The sequence below is a fragment of the Akkermansia massiliensis genome (assembly GCF_023516715.1).
Taxonomy (GTDB): domain Bacteria; phylum Verrucomicrobiota; class Verrucomicrobiia; order Verrucomicrobiales; family Akkermansiaceae; genus Akkermansia; species Akkermansia massiliensis.
Genome location: NZ_JAMGSI010000001.1, coordinates 1,076,959 through 1,095,491, shown reverse-complemented (window position 1 = coordinate 1,095,491; position 18,533 = coordinate 1,076,959). Strand labels below are relative to the sequence as shown.

The window sequence follows — 18,533 nt, the reverse complement described above, 5'->3', positions numbered from 1 at the left end:
ATGAAAGCCCATCTGGAACGCTTCATCCGTTTTCTGGCCGCAGAGAAAGGCTTGAGCGCCGCCTACCAGCTTTCCGTGAGGCAGACGCTGGAGGAATTCGCCCGGTTTCTGGGTACGGAAGACGCTGATCTTTCCCGTGTGGACATCGGCACGCTTACGGAGTTCCTCCGGCATTTGCAGGCCCGCGGCATGGCCCGCAGCTCCATGCGGGTGGAAATGGTGCATTTGCGCATCTTTTTCCGCTGGCTGGCCGGGATGGGGATGCTGGAAAAAGACCCCTCCGCCTTTCTGGAAATGCCCCGGCAGGGGCTGTCGCTCCCCCATGTGCTGGATCAGCAAACCGTTTCAACACTGCTTGAAAGTGTTGACGTTCAGGATATTCCTCTCGGCTGTAGAGACAGGGCCCTGCTGGAGATGATTTACGCCTGCGGCATGCGCGTAAGTGAGGTAATCAGTTGCAAATTAGAGAGTTTGGATATGAATGATGCCTTTGTCCGCGTGCTGGGGAAGGGAGAGAAAACGCGGCTGGTGCCTGTGGGTAGGTCCGCCTTGGAGGCGTTGAGGACGTATCTGGAGAAAGGGAGGCCCAGGCTGGTCAAGCCGGGGACGAAAAGCCATATTTTCCTGACGGTGCGCGGACGGCCGCTGACCAGGGAACGGGTACGCCAGATTCTCCGGGAACGCGCCAGGGCCGCGGGAATAGAACAGCATGTCTTCCCGCATATCCTCCGGCATTCCTTCGCCACGCATCTGCTGGAGAACGGCGCCGACCTCCGCATCATTCAGGAAATGCTGGGGCATGCCGATATTTCCACCACCCAGATTTATACGCATCTGGAACAGCAGCGGCTGAATGCCATTCATCACCGCTTCCATCCCAGGGGATAATAAAGCTATTCTCATCCATGTGCCTTCTGCGGGCATATATCTTTTAAAATCAAAGTCCAGTGCGTTTATTTCACTAGTTCCATATTTTGCATTACATATATTATGCGAAGTATTAAATCAGGGTGAATCTCCGCCCGTTTTTCCTTCTTCTATAAGAGCATTGCTGGGATTTTCATGCGTCGCTTCCTGCTGTCCGTCCACGCGTCTGTACGAAGGCCGGGAAACCGCTTTGCAGTTGGACGGAAAGCGGAAGGCTTGAAGCCTGAAAGAGGCACGAACCAAACCTCCGTTCTCCAGGGGGACTGCTTCCTGTCAAAAACATGGGAACATTCCATGCACCCTGTATTTTCCAGTGGGCTTCACTTCTGGGAACCAGAGCCTCCCGTCCTGATTAAATATTCTCCATTCAAAGGGGTTTTCAGTATTGCCAACCTTTCTTCCATCCCCATCCGTCGCTGAAAACCCCGTCTAGCCGTCCTCTCCTGCTTTGAAGTATTCTCCATAAAAATAAAAAGTCTTTCACTGACTAACCTATTATAACGCGGCAGAAACGGGAAAATTCCTTTTCCCTCCTTAAAAGTTCATCCGGATACCCCTTCCCCTCGCTTCTCTCTTGCCAGACCGTCATTCATCCGTCATAATAAAAAAAGCATGAATACTTTCGTCTCTCTTTGCGTGATCGGAGGCCTCAGCCTGGGCTCCCTCTGTTATGCGCAGCACATGGATAACGATGCCAAGAAGAAGGTGATCAAGGATTTGGATAACCTGCTCGCCCTGAACAGGTCTGCGGAAACCAAGGTGATCAATGCCGCCATCAGCAAGCTGAATTCCGCCGGCAGGGATCCCAGCGCCGCGTACGACCTGCTGATCCAGTCCAAAAAGTTCCTGATGGAAGCGGAAAAGGAGAAGGACAAGAGCCAGGGCAAGAGCGCCAAGATTGCCTCCAATTCCCTGAAGGACTGGATGGACCGCGAGGCCAAGAAATACCAGGACAAGAATGCCCGTAAGGGATTGATGCTTCAATACCAGTGGGGCGTGCTCGTCCTCAAGGCCCGCCTCAAGGAAAACCTGATGAACGCCACGTCAAGCTCCACCGGCGGAACGGAGGAGGAGACTCTGGACGTTACGGAGTTCCAGAAGCCGGCCATGGATTTGCTGAACGCCTACCTGGCCGCCTGCTCCGACCCTGATTTTGTCGATCCCTCTTCCACTTCTTCCAAAAATAACAATGGAGGGGGAGCCGGGAAAGCCGGAGCCCGCATTGCGGAACAATCCGTTTTGAATACGGAGGTCGGGGAGGCCCTGGGCATCGGCAGCATGTCTTCCAAGGCCTTTCCGGATTCCATGAAAAACCGGGACGAGATTTTCGACAAGCTTTTCTTCACGGGATACCGCAAGACGCGCAATCTTCCCGCCCTCCGGCAGGCATGGGGCAAGAGAATTTCCATGGAAGTGGCTCTCGGCAAGGTAAGCCATGCCATTTCCACCGGCAAGAAGTCCGGCATGCAGGGACGCATTGCCAATGCGTCCGAAGACGAGTTTGACGAACAGGATTCCTCCGTCCTGGACCGCCTGCGCTGGCGCTGCGAACTGGATTGCTTTGACCTGGGCGACCAGGCGAACGCCACGCGGAACATGATGACGCTGATCCGGACGACGGTAGACCCGGTGCGCCGGGAACAAGGTATCCGCACCCTCCGGGACAAGCTGGTCCAGAGCATGAAGAGTATGATCGCTTCCTCGGAAGATGAAACCATGGCGGACGGTTCTTCCTCCTCCTCTTCAGCCTCCCCTCGTCCCGCGGTGCGGCCTCCCAGAAGGAAGACGCCGCCCACCACGATCACGACCAGCCGTGAAATGGACGATCCCGGAGCCATCGGCACGGATGTGCCGAAGCCGCCCAAGCCGGACCCCACCCGGAGCGACGATTTTTTTGAAGACGCATAACGCTTTTCAGTAAAGGCTGTTGCCTGCACGGCGGCTCCGGAGTTGATGGAATGCACAGAGCATCCTTGACGTCCGGAGCCGCTGTTTTATACAGTAGGGCCATGTATCAGCCATTTCAATTTTTCATGCCCGCGCAAATTTTCTTTGGCGCGGGTTCTTTGGACAATCTTGGTTCCGCTCCCCTGCCCGGCGCCAAGGCCCTGATTGTCATCGGCGGCACGTCCGTCAGGCGGCTCGGGTATCTGGACCGGGTGCAGGCTTTGTTGAAGAACCAGGGAGTGGAGAGCGTCGTTTTCGACAAGGTGCAGCCCAACCCCGTGGTGGAGCACGTGATGGAGGCCGCCGCGCTTGCCAGGGAGACAGGTTGTGATTTCGTCGTCGGCCTGGGCGGAGGCAGCAGCATGGATTCCGCCAAGAGCATCGCCGTGATGGCTGCCAATCCGGGAACCTACTGGGATTACATCCAGGGCGGTTCCGGCAAGGGCCTTCCCATTCCCAACAAGCCCCTTCCCATCGTTTGCATCACCACCACGGCAGGGACTGGAACGGAAGCGGATCCGTGGACCGTCATCACGAAGGAGGATACGCAGGAGAAGATCGGCTTCGGCTTCAAGGGCACCTTCCCCACCATGTCCATCGTGGATCCGGAGCTGATGCTTTCCGTACCGCCCAAATTGACGGCCTACCAGGGCTTTGACGCCCTGTTCCACGCCGTGGAGGGGTACATGGCCACGATTGCCTCTCCCATGGGGGACATGTTCGCGCTACAGGCCATTGAATACATCGCCAAATACCTTCCCCGCGCCGTGAGCAACGGGGACGATCTGGAAGCGCGCGCCTACGTCGCCCTGGCCAATACCTATTCCGGCTTTGTGGAGACCATTTCCTGCTGTACGTCGGAACACTCCATTGAACACGCCCTCAGCGCGTTCCATCCCGCTCTCCCGCACGGCGCGGGCCTGATCATGATTTCCTGGGCCTATCATGAAGCCTATGCCCCCGCCTGCCCGGAACGTTACGCCAGGGTAGCCGCCGCCATGGGGCAGGAAGCTTCCGTGGACGGCTTCCTGAACGGCCTGAACAAGCTGAAGGAGGCCTGCGGCGTGGACAAGCTGAAGATGTCCGAGTTCGGCATTACCCCGGATTTGTTTGACGAATACGCCAGAACGGCCTTTTCCACCATGGGCAACCTGTTTGAGCTGGACCGCTGCAAGTTCACTCCGGCGGACGTCGTCAGCATCCTGGAAAAGTCCTATTCCTAGGAGCGGGTACCGCCGACAGGATAAACGCGGACAGGCTGCGTGCACACCAGGCAGCCGTGCGGCAGCCTGTCCAGCCAGCAGGAGATTTTGCCCAGGAACGTTTCAATGCGTTCTGAGGTGTCTACGATTTCAATGATGACGGGCACCTTCTCGACAATTTCCCAGAATGTGGGGCTCATCAGGCGCGTATGCCGCCCGGCCCCCATTAGTCCCTTGTACACGGTGCAGCCCGCCATGCCGTAGCGGCGGGTAGCGTAGGCTACGGCCTCGTGGACGGGTACGTGTCTGACGGTGTCGGTGCTGCTGACGTAGATGCGCAGCATGAGGTTTTCTTCCGGAGTGTTCATGATTGTCTCTTATCTGGCGGCCAGGTATCCCAGGCCAATGGCAATGAGCCCTCCGGCAAAGCTGAGGAGGGTGTAAAGAAAGAAGGCGGGAAAGTTCCCCTCCTTCAACAGGAGGAAGGATTCATTCATCAGCGTGGAAAAGGTGGTGAAGCCGCCGCACAGGCCTACGGTAAGAAAAAGCCGCGTTTCCGTATGCAGCAGCAGACCCCGGCTGAACAGCCCGTAGAGAACGCCAAGGACCAGGCATCCCAGCAAGTTGACCGCCGTCGTTCCCCATGGAAAGGAACTCATGGAGTTGATTTGGACAAAACGGGTCAGCAGGAAGCGCAGCACGCCGCCCGCAAAGCTTCCCAGCCCGACCATCAGCAGTATTTTCATCATAGCGGCTTTTCTCCGGTTGAACGGGAATAAGACTCCGGGCGAGATTCCAGGGATGCCGTTGCCGGATGCTGCCGGGAAAGGCGGCAGAAGGCGGAGGAAATTGGTGTAAAGGCGTTCATGTTCGTATGGGGATGTCCTTCACCGAATACAAAGCTTCTGCATCCGGTGTGATACAGAAGCCATCAGCCTGCCGTGCAGGCGGTTTAGGGTGCGTTCCCAGGGAAGAGCCTCATTTCCTTTAAGCGCGTACAGGTAAAATAACCCGTTTTTTCCATATCTCCAGCCTTTTATTCTTGATCCCGGCGTTTGAATACGTATTTCCTTTTTTCCATGTCCCAGCCCCTCCTTGTCACCGGAACCATTGGAATAGACACCATCCTCACTCCCCGCAACCGGGCGGAGGGAGTTCTGGGCGGCTCGGTGTCCTTTGCGGCGGTGGCCGCCCTGCTTTTTGCGGACCGGGTGGACGCCGTCAGCATCATCGGAGAGGATTTCCCCTCCCATTATGAAGAAGCCCTTGCGGCCAAGGGGCTGTGCATGGACGGCGTGGAACGCAAGAAGGGTCCTTCCTTTTCCTGGACCGGGGAATATTTTGACAACATGAACAAGCGCAGGACCGTCTGCGCCAATGATGCCGTGATGCTGGAATGGAACGTGCACGTTCCGGAGTCCTTGCGTAACCATCCCGTCCTGGTGTGCTGCTGCATGGTTCCGGCCCAGCAGCTCAAGTGCATGGAACAGTGCCCGGACGCGGCACTGGTGCTTTCCGATTCCATGGACAAGTGGCTGCGCCGCCAGCCGGAATTGCTGGACGCCGTCATCAGCCGCTCCCATATCACCATGATGAACGAGGACGAGGCGAAGGAGTACGCCCAGGCGTCCACCGTGCTGGAAGCCGGGGAATTCCTGCTTTCCAAGGGCGCCGCATATGCCGTGGTGAAACAGGGGGAATACGGCGCCACGCTTCTGGGGCGGGATTCCGCAGGCAATCTGCAAATTTTCCGCTGTCCCGCCTATCCCCTGAAAACATTGGTGGACCCCACCGGGGCGGGAGATACGTTCCTGGGGGCGCTGGCCGGCTACCTGGCCACCCTGCCCCCCGTCCTTCCATCCTTTGAGGAAGTGAAGAGGGGGATTGTGTACGGCACGGTGGCGGCCTCCTTCACCTGCGAGTCCTTTTCCGCGGACGCCCTCCTTTCCATGACGGAGGAAACCTTCCGCCGGCGCCTTGAAGAGTATGCGGAGATGTGCCGTCTGCCCGGCGTGTCTTGCTGATGCGGCAGATAGAGGTGCCTCCGCCGCCCCTGGGAATGAGGAACTCCTTCCCCTCATGATTCGTCAAATTGCCGGGGTTTGGTTCCGGTCTCCGTAGTGAAGCCGGCTCTGGCTTTTCTGCTTTCCCTGTTGCATGCGCGTAGCAGCCTTTTTCATAAGGGCCGGGAGGCCCTTATTTCCAAGAGGGGCCAGGAGAAAAACGGCCAAGCGGGATGCAGGACATGGAAAACCCCGGCGTGACGAGCACGGGCCGGGGGTTCCATAAAGACAGGGGCCGGTATCAGCCGGTTCAGATGTCCTGGAGGCCGAATTTGAGTTCGGCTTCCGATACCACCTGGCCGTTCACCAGGCAGCGGCCGAGGGCCTGGCCGATGTTGCCGCGCATCTTGGTCAGCTCCGCCTCAATGATGAGCGTATCGCCGGGGACTACGGGACGGCGGAATTTGATCTTGTCCGCGCTCATGAAGTAGCCGAGCTTGGTGGCATTGCCGGGCTGGCGCAGCATGACGATGGAGGCGACCTGGGCCATGGCTTCCAGCTGCAGGACGCCCGGCATGACCGGATGGCCCGGGAAGTGGCCCTGGAAGAAGAGCTCGTTCATCGTCAGGTTCTTCAGGCCGCGGCACTTGGTTTCCCCTTCAAAGCCGATGATGCGGTCCACCATCAGGAAGGGATAGCGGTGCGGCAGGAGGCTCATCACTTCATTGATGTCCAGCACGGCGTCTCCGTACGGCACGTTGACGGGATTGGGCGCCATCTGCTGGTTGCGGCGGTGTTCCTTCTTCAGCTTGGCGGTCAGCTCGGTGTTCGGGCCGTGGCCCGGCTTGATGGCGATCACGTGGCCCAGGATGGGCTTGCCGCACAGGCTGAGGTCGCCGATGAGGTCCATGGCCTTGTGGCGGGCGAATTCATTGATGAAGCGCATGGGCTCCTTGCTCATGAGCTCCTCCCCGCGGATGACCACGGCGTTTTCCAGGCTGCCGCCCTTGATGAGGCCCTTTTCCAGCAGGGGCTTGATGTCCTCGTAGAACGTGAAGGTGCGGGCCGGGGCCAGTTCCTTTTCATACGTTTCCGGCGTGATGACCGCGTCAAAGTACTGGGTGATGCGGTTTTCCGGTCCCACGCAGGTGACGGAGACGCGGAATTGCTTGGAGGGGAGAATGGTCAGGATGGAACCGCCCTTGGTTTCAATGGTGACGGCCTCGCGCACTTCCAGATAGCGCCGCGGCACTTCCTGTTCCACAATGCCGGCGCTCTTGATCAGTTCCACGTAGGGAGCGGAGGAACCGTCCCCGATGGGCGGTTCGTTGGCGTCCATTTCAATGACGGCGTTGTCAATGCCCATGCCCGTGAGGGCGGAAAGAATGTGTTCCACGGTGTGTACCTTGACGGAGCCTTCCGCCAGGCTGGTGGCGCGCTCCACGGTCTGCACCTTCTCCACGTCCGCGTTGATGAAGGGCTGGTCCGGAATATCCACCCGGCGGAATTTAATGCCGAAGTCGGCGGGGGCCGGCTTCAGGGTCAGGGTAACGGGCTGTCCCGTATGCAAAGAGGTACCGGCCAGAGAGGCCGGAGAGCCGACAGTTCTTTGGTTTCCACATGCCATGCGGGGAATGCTAGTGAATGAGCTCCCGTTTGGAAAGCACGAAATCACGGATTTTCCTGTAAATTCAGGGAAAGGAGGGCATTCCGGCGTGTCATCCGGAGAGGGAGCGGAGAAAGGGCGCTTGAAAAAACGCCTTTCTCCCGTTAGTCATGTTGCATGCACATCACAGCAGGTCCCGGCATTTCCCGCGCATTCATCCTCGGCGCCGGGCTGGGCACCCGCCTGCGGCCCCTTACCCACGTGCTGCCCAAGCCGCTGATTCCCTTTTTCCATGAGCCTCTCGTGCTGCATTCCATGCGCCGCTGCTACGACTGCGGCATCCGGGAGTTCATCATCAATACCCACCATCTGGCGGAAGCCTGGGACCAGGCGTTCCCGGAACGCTCCTGGAACGGCTGCCCCGTCCATTTCAGCCATGAACCCGTGCTGCTGGATTCCGGAGGCGGGGTGAAGAAGATCGAACCCCTGGCCTCCGCGGAAGAACCCCTGCTGGTGATTAACGGGGACATGGCAGCCACCTTCGACCTGCGCCGGGTGATGGAGGACCATGTCAGGCACCGCCCCGCCGTGACGCTGGCCCTGCGGACCTCCGGGGACAAGAGGAACGTGGGTTTTGATTTTTCCTCCGGCCAGGTGACGGATATGCGGCACGCCCTGGGGCGCGATCCGGGCGCCTGCCAGTTTACCGGAGCCTATTGCATGGAGCCGGAGGTGTTCGGCCGCATCCCTCCCCGCGAGATCGTTTCCATCATCCCCGTGTTTCTGGATTACATCCGGCAGGGGCGCCTGCGCGGCGTGCTGGCGGACGACGGCCTGTGGATGGACATGGGCACGCCGGAGGCCTATATCCAGGCCCATCTGGACTTTCCCTCCCCTGCTCCGCGCATCCATCCCGGGGCGGAAGTGTCTTCCGGAGCCTCCGTGGACGCTGCCAGCGTAATCGGCCCCCGCGCCATCGTGGAGGAAGGCTGCCGCCTCAGGGAGTGCGTCGTCTGGCCCGGCGCCCGCGTGCCCGCAGGCACCTGTGCGGAACGGCGGATTTTTCATCTATCCCTTTGACTGTCAACCATGCCTTTTCTGCGTTTTCTCCTTCTCCTTTTATTTTTCTGCGGCTCCGTCCAGGCGGAGCACCGCGTGTTCACCAGAAAAGACGGCTTCCTGTCCATGCGGGACAAGCTGAACGTCTATTTTTTCCAGTCTGACACGCACCGCCTTCTGGTGCGGGATGAGGGGAGCGTCCGGGCGCCCCGGTACGGCTCCCTGGACAAGGCCATGCGCAAGAGCCCCTGTTCGGCAGGCGTCAACGGCGGATTCTTCGGCGCGGATGCGGAGGGAACTCCCCTGGGCCTCGTCGTTCAGGACGGCAAGCGCCTCTCTCCGCTGGCCACGGGCTCCTTCGCCGTGTCCGGAGTGGTGTATGACAACGGAAAGAACGGCTTGTTCCTCATCCGCAGCTCCGCGCTAAAGCGCATGAAAAAACTGCCCGCCATGCAGGCGGCCATTCAGGGAGGGCCTTTCCTGGTGGAGAACGGCACAGCCGTCAAGGGGCTCAACGCCCGGAAATCCACCTACCGCACCTTCATCGCCACGGACGGAGGCAAGCGGTGGTGCATCGGCGTATCCTCCTCCGTCACCCTGAGGGAACTGGCGGAGTGGCTGGCGACCCCCGGCGCACTGGGGAATTTCCGGGTAAAGACGGCCCTGAATCTGGACGGAGGCTCTTCCTCTGCCTTCTGGTGCCATGAGTCCGGCATTTCCTACCCCGCGTTCAAGCAGGTCAGGAATTACCTGGGCGTAGCGCCGCGCCGGTAAACGCCGTCCTTCACGGGTCCGGCGTTTCTCTTTCCCTCATTCATCCTGCGCAGGAGAAGAGCCGCAAACAGCAGGAAACAGGCCAGGATGGCCCAGTCCCCGAACAGGGCGTACAGGGTCATTTCCGTACAGCCCACGGGCAGCGTGGCGTTCATTACCCCCCTGGTGAACGGGGAACCGGAGGAATCCCTCAAATCCGCGATAACCGCGCCGTTGGGAGCCAGCGCCACGCTGACGCCGGTGTTGGCGGCCCGGACCATGGAACGGCGCAGCTCAATGCACCGGAACGCCGCGTTGCGCCAATGCTGTTCATTGGCGCAGGAGCGGTTGAACCACCCGTCATTGGTGACGTTCACCATCAACTGGGGTTCCTGCCGCACGAAGCGGCGCACCCAGCTTCCCACTACGTCCTCAAAGCAAACCAGCGGAATGACTCCTACCGTGGCGGAGCTCCCCGGGCGCATGGGCACGGGCACGGGGCTGGAGGAGGCTCCCGGCGTGTAGTTCATCCCCATTGCCGTTCCGGCGGAGGCTTCAAAGGCCTTTTCCAGGAACGGGAAGGTTTCCCGCATGGGGATGTATTCGCCGAAGGGGACCAGCATGGCCTTGGCGTGCGGCCTGGCCGTGGAGTAGTCCCCTTCAAAGACGGTGAGGCAGTTGTAGGCCCGCGCCACGCGGCCTTCATCGGACAGGTAAATGTCATCCGTGCCCGTCAGCAGGATGAAATTGCATATCCCGTTCCGGAGGGCCTGGACGTAGTCCTCCTCCACGCTCAGGAAGTTGACGTTGTCCTGGTTCGGAAAGCGTTCCCCCGTGGAATCGCGGTAAAACGTGGAAATGGGGAAGGAACTCTCCGGCCAGATTACCCAGGCCGGCATGTTCAGGGAGGCTTCCGTCCCGTTTTTGGCGGCCTGTTCCAGGACGCTGTTCTGGAGGTCCAGCATCCCCTGCTCCGTCGTGTCCAGCAGAGCCCGGTAAATGGCGCCCCGGTTGGCCGCGTCCCATTTCTCCTTCTGGCTCAGGTTAAGCTGCACGGTCATGACGGGAACGGTGAATTTGCCGTTCCCCGTGGCTGCGGCGGATTGCGGGGAGTAGCGCGCCGTCCAGAGCACGCCGGTGACGAACATGATTAAGAGAACCGCCACCAGCGTGAAAAAGTCCCACGGAACGGTGCGCCTGCCTTCACGGACCACCATGGTTCCGGCCCGGCGGCAGACGCGCCAGAGCCAGACGGAAAAGACGGCAGGGAGGAAGGCCAGGGCCGTTACCCCCGCATATTCCGCCCACTGGGCCAGCGGATTTCCGTAAAGGGCCACGCCCAGGTTGTTCCAGCCGAAGCCCGGTATGAGCCAGCCCCTCACCCATTCCAGGCACACCCACAGGGCCGCCCCCCCCAGCGCGGCGGAAGCGCTGGGCAGCATGTCCCCCACAGCCCAGGATTTCCACGCCGCCCTGCGTTCCTTCACCGTCTGCCGCGCCCCGGGCAGCGGCCGGGCGTCCGGACGGAAAAACACGCCCATGACCAGCGCCCAGATGCCGGGAAACAGGCCGCCGTAAAATATCATCAGGGGAATATAGCCCAGCGTGCTGACTTCATTGACCCACCAGAAGGAGATGCCGTAAAACACCACGCCGAACATCCAGCCGTACAGGGCATACGCCAGGATTCCCTTTTTCCCCTCCCGGCGGCGGCCGTACCACAGCGCCGTCAGCAACGGCAGAAAACCTATCCAGACACAGCCTCCCCAGTCCACGGGAATGAAGGCGCAGGCCATCAGAACGCCGGAAAACGCAGCCAGCAGCAGGCCCGCCCAGACGGGCAGGAGACGGGGAGTGGGAGGGGAAACGGGATTCATCGTAAAAAGCCTTTTATTCCAGGAACGGGAATGGCGGCATTGTTCCTCATGCTGACTCATTCCTGCAACAAAAAAGATTGCAAAATTTGCTCAAATGCGGAAATAGTGGGCGCAGTTCATACAACCCATATACATAATGGCAGACATCGACGAAAAAACACCTCTAAACGTCCCCGGCAAGTTTTACGTGGACAGCTCCTGCATTGATTGCGACCTTTGCCGCGAAACGGCTCCGGAAAACTTTGGACGGGATGACGACGAAGGCGTCTCCTACGTCAAGAAGCAGCCGGACAACGAAACCGAACAGGAAGCCTGCGTGGAAGCCATGGAAGGCTGCCCCGTGGAAGCTATCGGCGACGACGGCGAATAATATATTCTCCATATTATTTTTTAACCGCCCGGGGCTGTTGACATCCAACACTCCGGGCTTTTATTTTCCACTCATGGCTTCTCCCTGGTCTCCCTACATGCCGGACAGGGACCGTCCGGACCCCAACGCCTCCCCGCCCCGGTATGAATACCTTTCCCGTGACGAACAGGAGGTGAGGCAGGCGCTGGCGGACTGGTTCCAGGTTCCTCCCTCCACCAATGAAACACGGAATCTCCATACGGCGGAGTCCCTGCTGGGAGACATCCTGTCCAAGCTCCCCCTGGATGGAGAAGGCATGGACCCCGAGCTGCTCCGGGAAGGCTGGCTGAAAGCCGCGGGGCCATTCCTGGGCCAGCAATCCAACCTGCTTTCCATCGTCAAGGGAGTTGCCACCATCCAGGTGCTTCAGCCGGCCATGCGCTACCACCTCCAGCAGTGGCAGGGCGCCCTGCTGGGAAAATTGAAGGACCAGTTCGGCAAGGATGCCGTTCATTCCATCCGCATCCGGATAGGGTAATTCCGCGTGAAGCAAGGCTTTCTCTTGCTGCCAATCACCTGATTTTCATCGCACTAACAGGTATTGGAATACGTTTCAGGGATTTGCAATCCGCTGTCAACCGGTTTTTTCCCTCGCTTGATTCATGGTCAGGACCTTCCCGGGCACCGCCTCTTGTTTTTCCAGCGGGGAAATAGCGGGAAACAAAATGTTAGATATATTTATCATTCATTTATTGTCAGAATATTGCCCGTTTTTTACTGTTGCTGTTTCTTTAGCGGATTGCAAATTCTGTAGTTTCATGGCGAATAAAGCGGAATTCGCGCCAGTGCGGAGCGGCCTTTCCGCTTTCCAACAGAAATTACATACAAATGAAAACGTCCTTTTTCCTGGCATTACCCGCAGCGGCAGTTCTATCGGCACACGGAGCGGAGGCGTGGAGTTCCCTTGACGGAATTATTCCGGAGCTGAAGATGGGGAAAACCTCCATCACCCGCATCGATTATTCCTCCGGAGGCGCCCTGATCACGAACGGAGGGCCTTCCGCAAGCGCCGTTCAATCCGTCCTTGGCTCTCTGGATGCGGGATGGTATTCCGGCAATAAGAATAGAGATACCGGTACGCTTGCCTCCGTGACGGCGGATGGCGCTACCAATCTGATTTCCGCCAACGGCGCAGGAGGCGGATTTACGGCCGTCAAATTTCATGAATTGTCCTCCAACGCCATATCCGGATATGAAGCGCTGAGGATTTCCTTTGATACAGGCGGCCTTTTCGAAACCAACAGGACGGGCCAGCCTCAAAATTTCAGCCTGTGGTACAGTCTGGGAGGAGAGGGAGATTCTCTTCTCCAGGTTGGGTCTACGATTTCCGGTTCGGCGGGAGACGTCAGCAACAAATCCTATAGCTGGACAATTTCCAAAGACGATTACAGCAATTTGTTTGACCAGGGAGCCACTTTTTATCTGGTGATGAATACCGACGTTCTCGACAACAGCTACGCTTACAACGAGCTTGCCGTAAAAAATTTCCGCATGGAGGGCCTCACGGTTCCGGAGCCTTCCTCGGCTGCTGCCGCATTGCTCGGGCTGGGAAGCCTGTGCCTGAGGAGAAAGAGGAGATAATGCGGCAGAAACCGGAACATCCCTAAGTCCGGAATTTTGCTTCATTTTAAGTTTGATGAAAGACAGTTCCTCGTTTAAGTGTAGTAATATTATGCGATTATCCCCTTCCCTCCTTTTGCTGGTATCAGGCTTAATGCTCTGTTCCCCCTCTTCCTATGGAGACTGGACTTCCCCGCATCCACTCCAGCAGGAAGAAGCCGCTCCGGCAGCCCTCATTCCCTTCCCGGCCCATGTTGACTGGAAGACGGGGACATGCCCCAAAAAGGCTCCTGTTTCCGTGAAAAAGAACGCGGCTCTGGCCAAGACGCTGGGCAAGGAAGGCTACGAGCTCCAGGTCCGCCCCGGCGGCATCCTGATCAGGGCCGCCACGGACGCAGGCGTTTTTTATGCCCGCAGGACGCTGGACCAGCTGGGAGCCGGGGGGGATTATCCATGCTGCGACATCAAAGACAGCCCGGCGTTCGCCATCCGCTGCTTCATGCATGACGTAGGCCGCAATTTCCGGTCCATTGAGACGCTCAAGGCGGACATTGATGAAATGGCCCGGCTGAAGCTGAATGCCTTCCACTGGCACCTGACGGATTACCCCGCATGGCGCATCCAGTGCAAGAAGTACCCTGTGCTGAATGACCCTTCCAAGAGGATCAAGGGCCGGGACGTCAACGACACCTACACTTACGACCAGATCAGGGACCTGTTCCGCTACGCCAGGAAGCGCCACATCCAGATCATCCCGGAAATCGACATGCCGGGGCACAGCACCTATTTCAAGAACTGCTTCGGCTTCCCGATGCACGATCCCAGGGGCATCAAGATTCTGGAGGAACTGCTGGAAGAGTTCTGCCGGGAAATTCCGGTGGAGATGTCCCCCTACCTGCACATCGGCGCGGATGAAATCCGCATCCCCAACGGGAAGCAGTTTGCGGACCGGATGGCGGCCAAGGTCAAATCTCTGGGCCGCCAGCCCATCCAGTGGGCGGGCAACAATGACCTGCCCGTTTCCGGAGACAGCTACGCCCAGTTGTGGAATGACGAGAATTCCGTAGGACTGCCGGACCCCGCCAAGCAGAAGAATCCCTATTTTGATTCCACGGCAGGCTACATCAATTCCTTTGACCCCGGCATTCTGGTGCGCAGGAATTTCTTCCGCCAGCCCTGTGGAACGGCAAAGAGCGACGACCACTCCCTGGGCGTCATCCAGTGCCTGTGGCCGGATACCCGGGTGGAGGACAAGAAGAACATCCCCATCCAGAGCCCCCAGTGGCCCGCCATGTTCGCCATGGCTGAACGCAGCTGGAAGGGCCTTCCGGAGGATGGCTCCCGCTTTGCCGGCAAACTGCCGGAGAAGGATACGGAGGCCTACCAGGCTTTCTCCCTGTTTGAGAAACGCATGGAAGCCCTGGCCGGAAACAAGCCCTTCCCCTACTGGCGTGATTCCTTTGTGGAATGGACCGTGTTCGGCCCCGTTCAGAAGGACAGGCAGGAGGAAGTGAGGAACGGCCTGCTGGCGGGGAAATCCCCTGCGGGGCTGGAGCCGGTCCAGGCGCGCGGCGGCAATCTGTACTTCCGCTCCCGTGCGGGAGCGGAAGGCCTGTTCTCCAAAGCAAAGCCCGGTAACACCGCCTGGGCGGAGACGACTTTTTACGCGCCCAGGGCGGGCACCATGTACGCCATGGTGGGGTTCGACGCTCCGGCCCGCTCCACGCGGCGCTGTTCCGGAGTCCCGGCAGCCGGGGAATGGTCCCAGTGCGGCACCAGAATATGGGTGAACGGAAAGGAAGTGAAAAATCCCCAGACCTACAAGCTGGCAGGACAGCGGCGTTATGAAAAGCACACCTGGAATTCCCCCGCCAATGAAATACCCTTTGACAATGAGGAATTCTGGTGGGCACGTCCCCCCGTTCCCTTCCAGGTGAAGGCCGGAGAAAACAAAATCCTGATTGAACAGCCGTATACGGGCAGCTTCCAGTCCTGGGGCATCAGCTTTATTCCGGTGAAAAAATCGGGAGAACGCTGGATTGCCGATCCAGGCTATTCCGTCAAGACCGGGCCTGCAAAGTAAGATTCCATTTTTTGCTGAAATGAAAGAAAAACGCCTGCTTCCCCTGCTGGCCGTCCTTCTGGCAATTCCTTTCACCGCAGCCGCCCAGCGGCCCAACGTCATCCTGATCCTGATGGACGACATGGGCTGGGGGGATCTGCCTTCCTACCAGGACCAGCGCATGAAGGAGGGATTGCCCGCCATGGACAATCCCGGACTGAGAACACTGGCCAGCGAAGGAATGACGCTGACGCGCCATTATTCCTCCGCCCCGCTTTGCGCCCCGGCCCGCAGCTCCCTGTTCACGGGGGTGCACCAGGGGCATGCCAAGGTGATCCGGGACAGGTCCTTTGACCTGCCCATCGAACAGGCCCCAACGCTCGGCACCGTCATGCAGTCCGCCGGGTACAGGACGGCCCTCATCGGCAAATGGGGGATAGGCGGAGGAACGGAACACGCGGGCACTCCGCAGGAATCCACGGCCTACCCCACCAAACGCGGCTTTGACTACTACTTCGGCTACCTGGACCACGTCAGCGGCCACCACCATTATCCCAAGGAAGACCCCAATCCCATTTCCCCCACCAAGAGAAGCGGCATCTGGGACGGGGACAAGTGCGTCACGGCGGATTGCGACAAGGCGTACTCCGTGGACCTGCTGACGGCCCGCGCCAAAAAATGGATTATAGATACGCACCGCCAGAATCCCCGCCAGCCCTTCTTCCTGGCGCTGACCCACGTAGCCCCCCACTCCCAGCTCCAGATCCCCACCGGCCCCTATCCGGAAGGCCGCGGCGTAAAGGGCGGCGTGCAATGGATCGGGAAGCCCCACAAGCTGGTGAATACCGCGGAGGGCAAGATCAACTCCTACATCTATCCGCGGTATGCGGACAAGAAATGGCCCATGGCGCAGAAGAAGTACGCCACCATGATCGCGCGGCTGAGCGATTCCTTTGAAGACCTCATCCAGACTCTCAAGGACCTGAACATTGACAGGAACACCGTCATCATTATGACGTCGGACAACGGCCCGCATGACGAAGGCGGCCAGAATCCGCAGTTCTTCCGCAATTACGGGCCTTTTGACGGCATCAAACAGGACGCATGGGAAGGCGGCTTCCGCGTTCCCACCATCGTCCGCTGGCCCGGCCGCGTTCCGACCGGTTCCGTCAGCGACCATCCATCCCAGTTCCACGACTGGATGGCTACGCTGGCCGCCATCGGCGGCGTCAGGGCTCCCTTCCGGAGTGACGGCGTTTCCCTGCTCCCCACCCTGCTGAACAAGGGAACCCAGCCGGACAGCCGCCTGTACATGGAATACAGCGCCAAGATGTCCCGGAACAAGACGACGACGCCCGGCTACCAGGATTTTCTCCCGTCCAGGAGGAACGCCGTCCGGGGCGACCAGCAGATGGTCTACCTCGGCAAATACAAGGGGGTGCGTACCAACATCCAGTCCCATGCGGATCCGTTTGAAATTTACGATACCGCGAAGGACCCGGCGGAACGCCATGACCTAAAGGACACGCCGGAAGGGAAAAAGATGCAACCCATCATGCACGACAAGGTGCTGAGAATGAGGCGCGTTTACGATTATACCCACCCGGTGCGCGGCACCTTTGCCCAGCGGCCCTATGATGCAGAACCTGTTCCGGCCCTCCGGAAGGAGGAAATGCCCGGCAACCTGGTTCCCCTGACGGCGCAGTCCTCCCAGGGCGTCCGCCGGAAGGACGGCAGCATGAAAAGAGAGCTTTATCTGAACGTTCCGGAAACCGGGAAATACGTCTTCTTCATGAAAACCCCGGCGAAAAAGGGAGCTAAAGCGTTCGTCAGGCTGCACGACGCGCATCTGCTGGATGCGGAATACGGCTACAAGCCCGGCGCGGAGGTATCCTCCTCCATGGGGGAAGGAACGACGGAAGGAGATGCAGGAAAAACTGGGCTGAAGCCCATCCCGCTGGAAAAGGGCTGGCATCCCCTGCTGGTGGAAACGGAAGGCTTCCCCGGGCTTCCCGAACTATTCTGGCAGAGGGAAGGCGGCAGGAAAGAGGCCATTCCGGTCCAGGCCTTCCGCATGGCAGCTCCCTGAACGGATGGGGCGGAGACATCCGCGCCGCCGCCCCTACGTTCATTTTCCCCCGGTCACCAGGACGAGGACACGCGGGAAATACCGTTTGAGGAACAGGTAAACGCCCCGTGCCAGCATGTACACGACAGGCACCAGACACCACCAAACCCAGGGTGCCCACGGGGACGGGAAGCACGTTTCCACCCCTGTCAGGGCAATCAGCACGAAGATGTGGGAACAGTACACGAAAAAGCTGCCGGACGACCACCGCGCCAGCCGTTCCGACAGCGCGGGGCTGACGGCCCTGGCCACTATTCCGAAGCTCAGGAAGGCCAGAACAATCAGTCCGGAAAAAGCGACGTCCGGAACCAGGAAGGTATCCGCACAGCTTGCCCAGACAAGGGCCGCAGAGGCCAGAATAATGGACGCGTGCACGGCCAGGGGCATCTTCCCCCAGCGGTCCAGGCAACCCGGTGCGGAAGACGCCAGCATGATGCCGAGCACGAAGTCCCCGAACATATAGGGACTGGGCCACGCCAGGGTGTCATCCCACCGGTGCAGGAACAGGCAGAACAGGCCGAGCGCGTAAAGCGCGGGACGCCAGCGGTGCAGCAGGAACGCCGCCAGGGTAAAAATCATCAGGTCCCGCAGGAACCACATCGGGGTCAGCAGGGGACACGTTCCCGCCCCGAACACGGAAGCCAGCGAACCAGGGGAAAGGGACATGCCCGCTACCAGCCAGTAGGCCGCACACCAGAAGAGGTACGGCCACAGCAGGGACAGCAGGCGCCCGCCCGTCCATTTTCCAGCCCCGCTCCCCTCCAGGCGGGAGGCGGAAAAATATCCCGCCAGCAGGAAAAACGTCGCCAGCGCCGGACCGATCAGCCATTCGTTGGGAAGAAAGGGGCCGGAAGGCACATGCTGCATGACGACGACCAGCGTTGCCAGCAGCCGCGCAGTCTCCACCCAGGGCAAACGGGGGCGGACTTCTGCGCCGGATAAGGGGGAGATGGTCATGACGGTGCCCATTCTGGATGATCGCTCTGAAAAAGCACTATTT

16 protein-coding genes and 1 riboswitch are annotated in these 18,533 nt (G+C 59.4%); of the genes, 11 read left to right on the top strand and 5 right to left on the bottom strand.

The genetic code is table 11. The annotated features are described in order from the left end of the window. The 3 genes from M8N44_RS04700 to M8N44_RS04690 all read left to right on the top strand — a co-directional run bounded on the left by M8N44_RS04700 (position 1) and on the right by M8N44_RS04690 (position 4,097). Entirely contained in the window at positions 1 to 888 is an 888-nt protein-coding gene (locus M8N44_RS04700; protein ID WP_102726310.1) for a tyrosine recombinase, read from the top strand. A 651-nt stretch (positions 889 to 1,539) separates the two neighbouring features. Further along, complete coding sequence (locus M8N44_RS04695) at positions 1,540 to 2,835, top strand: hypothetical protein (RefSeq protein WP_022398293.1); 1,296 nt, start codon at positions 1,540 to 1,542, stop codon at positions 2,833 to 2,835. Positions 2,836 to 2,936: 101 nt separating this feature from the next. Then, positions 2,937 to 4,097, top strand: coding sequence for an iron-containing alcohol dehydrogenase (locus M8N44_RS04690; protein WP_102722066.1), 1,161 nt, complete (start codon positions 2,937 to 2,939; stop codon positions 4,095 to 4,097). On the opposite strand, the gene M8N44_RS04685 is transcribed toward M8N44_RS04690, so the two are convergent. Beyond that, positions 4,094 to 4,444 carry a DUF190 domain-containing protein gene (locus M8N44_RS04685; protein ID WP_102728210.1) on the bottom strand — a complete coding sequence of 117 codons (351 nt, stop codon included), beginning with the start codon at positions 4,442 to 4,444 and terminating at the stop codon, positions 4,094 to 4,096. The two genes, M8N44_RS04690 and M8N44_RS04685, sit on opposite strands and share 4 nt — an antisense overlap. 9 nt (positions 4,445 to 4,453) lie before the next feature. Then, a complete protein-coding gene (gene crcB, locus M8N44_RS04680; protein ID WP_102728250.1) occupies positions 4,454 to 4,822 on the bottom strand; it encodes a fluoride efflux transporter CrcB in 369 nt (122 codons plus the stop codon). 169 nt (positions 4,823 to 4,991) lie between these two features. Continuing rightward, positions 4,992 to 5,071: riboswitch (Fluoride riboswitch) on the bottom strand. An 84-nt stretch (positions 5,072 to 5,155) separates the two neighbouring features. Here crcB and M8N44_RS04675 point away from each other — a divergent pair. Beyond that, on the top strand, positions 5,156 to 6,100 hold the full coding sequence (locus tag M8N44_RS04675; protein WP_102728211.1) for a PfkB family carbohydrate kinase: 945 nt from the start codon (positions 5,156 to 5,158) through the stop codon (positions 6,098 to 6,100). Between the two features lie 289 nt (positions 6,101 to 6,389). Here M8N44_RS04675 and M8N44_RS04670 read toward each other — a convergent pair whose 3' ends face one another. Beyond that, positions 6,390 to 7,706: a bifunctional UDP-3-O-[3-hydroxymyristoyl] N-acetylglucosamine deacetylase/3-hydroxyacyl-ACP dehydratase gene (locus M8N44_RS04670; protein WP_022398288.1), complete on the bottom strand. Its 1,317-nt coding sequence runs from the start codon at positions 7,704 to 7,706 to the stop codon at positions 6,390 to 6,392. Between the two features lie 156 nt (positions 7,707 to 7,862). Between M8N44_RS04670 and M8N44_RS04665 the strand changes: the two genes are divergently transcribed. After that, positions 7,863 to 8,765, top strand: a complete 903-nt coding sequence (locus tag M8N44_RS04665) for a nucleotidyltransferase family protein (RefSeq protein ID WP_102728212.1) — start codon at positions 7,863 to 7,865, stop codon at positions 8,763 to 8,765. 9 nt (positions 8,766 to 8,774) lie between these two features. Then, positions 8,775 to 9,518, top strand: a complete 744-nt coding sequence (locus tag M8N44_RS04660) for a phosphodiester glycosidase family protein (protein WP_102728213.1) — start codon at positions 8,775 to 8,777, stop codon at positions 9,516 to 9,518. Here M8N44_RS04660 and lnt read toward each other — a convergent pair. Continuing rightward, the gene (lnt, locus tag M8N44_RS04655; protein WP_102728214.1) at positions 9,491 to 11,434 is read right to left on the bottom strand and encodes an apolipoprotein N-acyltransferase; all 1,944 of its coding nucleotides are present in this window, start codon (positions 11,432 to 11,434) and stop codon (positions 9,491 to 9,493) included. The genes M8N44_RS04660 and lnt overlap by 28 nt on opposite strands. 76 nt (positions 11,435 to 11,510) lie before the next feature. On the opposite strand from lnt, the gene M8N44_RS04650 reads away from it, so the two are divergent. The 5 genes from M8N44_RS04650 to M8N44_RS04630 all read left to right on the top strand — a co-directional run bounded on the left by M8N44_RS04650 (position 11,511) and on the right by M8N44_RS04630 (position 17,494). Beyond that, on the top strand, positions 11,511 to 11,744 hold the full coding sequence (locus M8N44_RS04650; protein ID WP_022398284.1) for a ferredoxin: 234 nt from the start codon (positions 11,511 to 11,513) through the stop codon (positions 11,742 to 11,744). Positions 11,745 to 11,817: 73 nt separating this feature from the next. After that, on the top strand, positions 11,818 to 12,261 hold the full coding sequence (locus tag M8N44_RS04645; protein ID WP_102728215.1) for a DciA family protein: 444 nt from the start codon (positions 11,818 to 11,820) through the stop codon (positions 12,259 to 12,261). Between the two features lie 350 nt (positions 12,262 to 12,611). Continuing rightward, positions 12,612 to 13,364, top strand: coding sequence for a PEP-CTERM sorting domain-containing protein (locus M8N44_RS04640; protein ID WP_102726304.1), 753 nt, complete (start codon positions 12,612 to 12,614; stop codon positions 13,362 to 13,364). A 133-nt stretch (positions 13,365 to 13,497) separates the two neighbouring features. Continuing rightward, positions 13,498 to 15,426: a family 20 glycosylhydrolase gene (locus M8N44_RS04635; RefSeq protein WP_215709535.1), complete on the top strand. Its 1,929-nt coding sequence runs from the start codon at positions 13,498 to 13,500 to the stop codon at positions 15,424 to 15,426. Positions 15,427 to 15,445: 19 nt separating this feature from the next. Next, a complete protein-coding gene (locus M8N44_RS04630) occupies positions 15,446 to 17,494 on the top strand; it encodes a sulfatase-like hydrolase/transferase (protein ID WP_102728217.1) in 2,049 nt (682 codons plus the stop codon). A 39-nt stretch (positions 17,495 to 17,533) separates the two neighbouring features. Here the strand turns inward: M8N44_RS04630 and M8N44_RS04625 are convergent, their stop codons facing one another. Then, complete coding sequence (locus M8N44_RS04625; protein WP_180975160.1) at positions 17,534 to 18,490, bottom strand: acyltransferase family protein; 957 nt, start codon at positions 18,488 to 18,490, stop codon at positions 17,534 to 17,536. Positions 18,491 to 18,533 lie beyond the last annotated feature (43 nt).

Excerpts from the sequence above, each read along its gene's own strand:
- M8N44_RS04700 (WP_102726310.1), top strand. The coding sequence starts at position 1 with ATGAAAGCCCATCTGGAACGCTTCATCCGTTTTCTGGCCGCAGAGAAA.
- M8N44_RS04695 (WP_022398293.1), top strand. The coding sequence starts at position 1,540 with ATGAATACTTTCGTCTCTCTTTGCGTGATCGGAGGCCTCAGCCTGGGC.
- M8N44_RS04690 (WP_102722066.1), top strand. The coding sequence starts at position 2,937 with ATGTATCAGCCATTTCAATTTTTCATGCCCGCGCAAATTTTCTTTGGC.
- M8N44_RS04685 (WP_102728210.1), bottom strand. The coding sequence starts at position 4,444 with ATGAACACTCCGGAAGAAAACCTCATGCTGCGCATCTACGTCAGCAGC.
- crcB (WP_102728250.1), bottom strand. The coding sequence starts at position 4,822 with ATGAAAATACTGCTGATGGTCGGGCTGGGAAGCTTTGCGGGCGGCGTG.
- M8N44_RS04675 (WP_102728211.1), top strand. The coding sequence starts at position 5,156 with ATGTCCCAGCCCCTCCTTGTCACCGGAACCATTGGAATAGACACCATC.
- M8N44_RS04670 (WP_022398288.1), bottom strand. The coding sequence starts at position 7,706 with ATGGCATGTGGAAACCAAAGAACTGTCGGCTCTCCGGCCTCTCTGGCC.
- M8N44_RS04665 (WP_102728212.1), top strand. The coding sequence starts at position 7,863 with ATGCACATCACAGCAGGTCCCGGCATTTCCCGCGCATTCATCCTCGGC.
- M8N44_RS04660 (WP_102728213.1), top strand. The coding sequence starts at position 8,775 with ATGCCTTTTCTGCGTTTTCTCCTTCTCCTTTTATTTTTCTGCGGCTCC.
- lnt (WP_102728214.1), bottom strand. The coding sequence starts at position 11,434 with ATGAGTCAGCATGAGGAACAATGCCGCCATTCCCGTTCCTGGAATAAA.
- M8N44_RS04650 (WP_022398284.1), top strand. The coding sequence starts at position 11,511 with ATGGCAGACATCGACGAAAAAACACCTCTAAACGTCCCCGGCAAGTTT.
- M8N44_RS04645 (WP_102728215.1), top strand. The coding sequence starts at position 11,818 with ATGGCTTCTCCCTGGTCTCCCTACATGCCGGACAGGGACCGTCCGGAC.
- M8N44_RS04640 (WP_102726304.1), top strand. The coding sequence starts at position 12,612 with ATGAAAACGTCCTTTTTCCTGGCATTACCCGCAGCGGCAGTTCTATCG.
- M8N44_RS04635 (WP_215709535.1), top strand. The coding sequence starts at position 13,498 with ATGCTCTGTTCCCCCTCTTCCTATGGAGACTGGACTTCCCCGCATCCA.
- M8N44_RS04630 (WP_102728217.1), top strand. The coding sequence starts at position 15,446 with ATGAAAGAAAAACGCCTGCTTCCCCTGCTGGCCGTCCTTCTGGCAATT.
- M8N44_RS04625 (WP_180975160.1), bottom strand. The coding sequence starts at position 18,490 with ATGACCATCTCCCCCTTATCCGGCGCAGAAGTCCGCCCCCGTTTGCCC.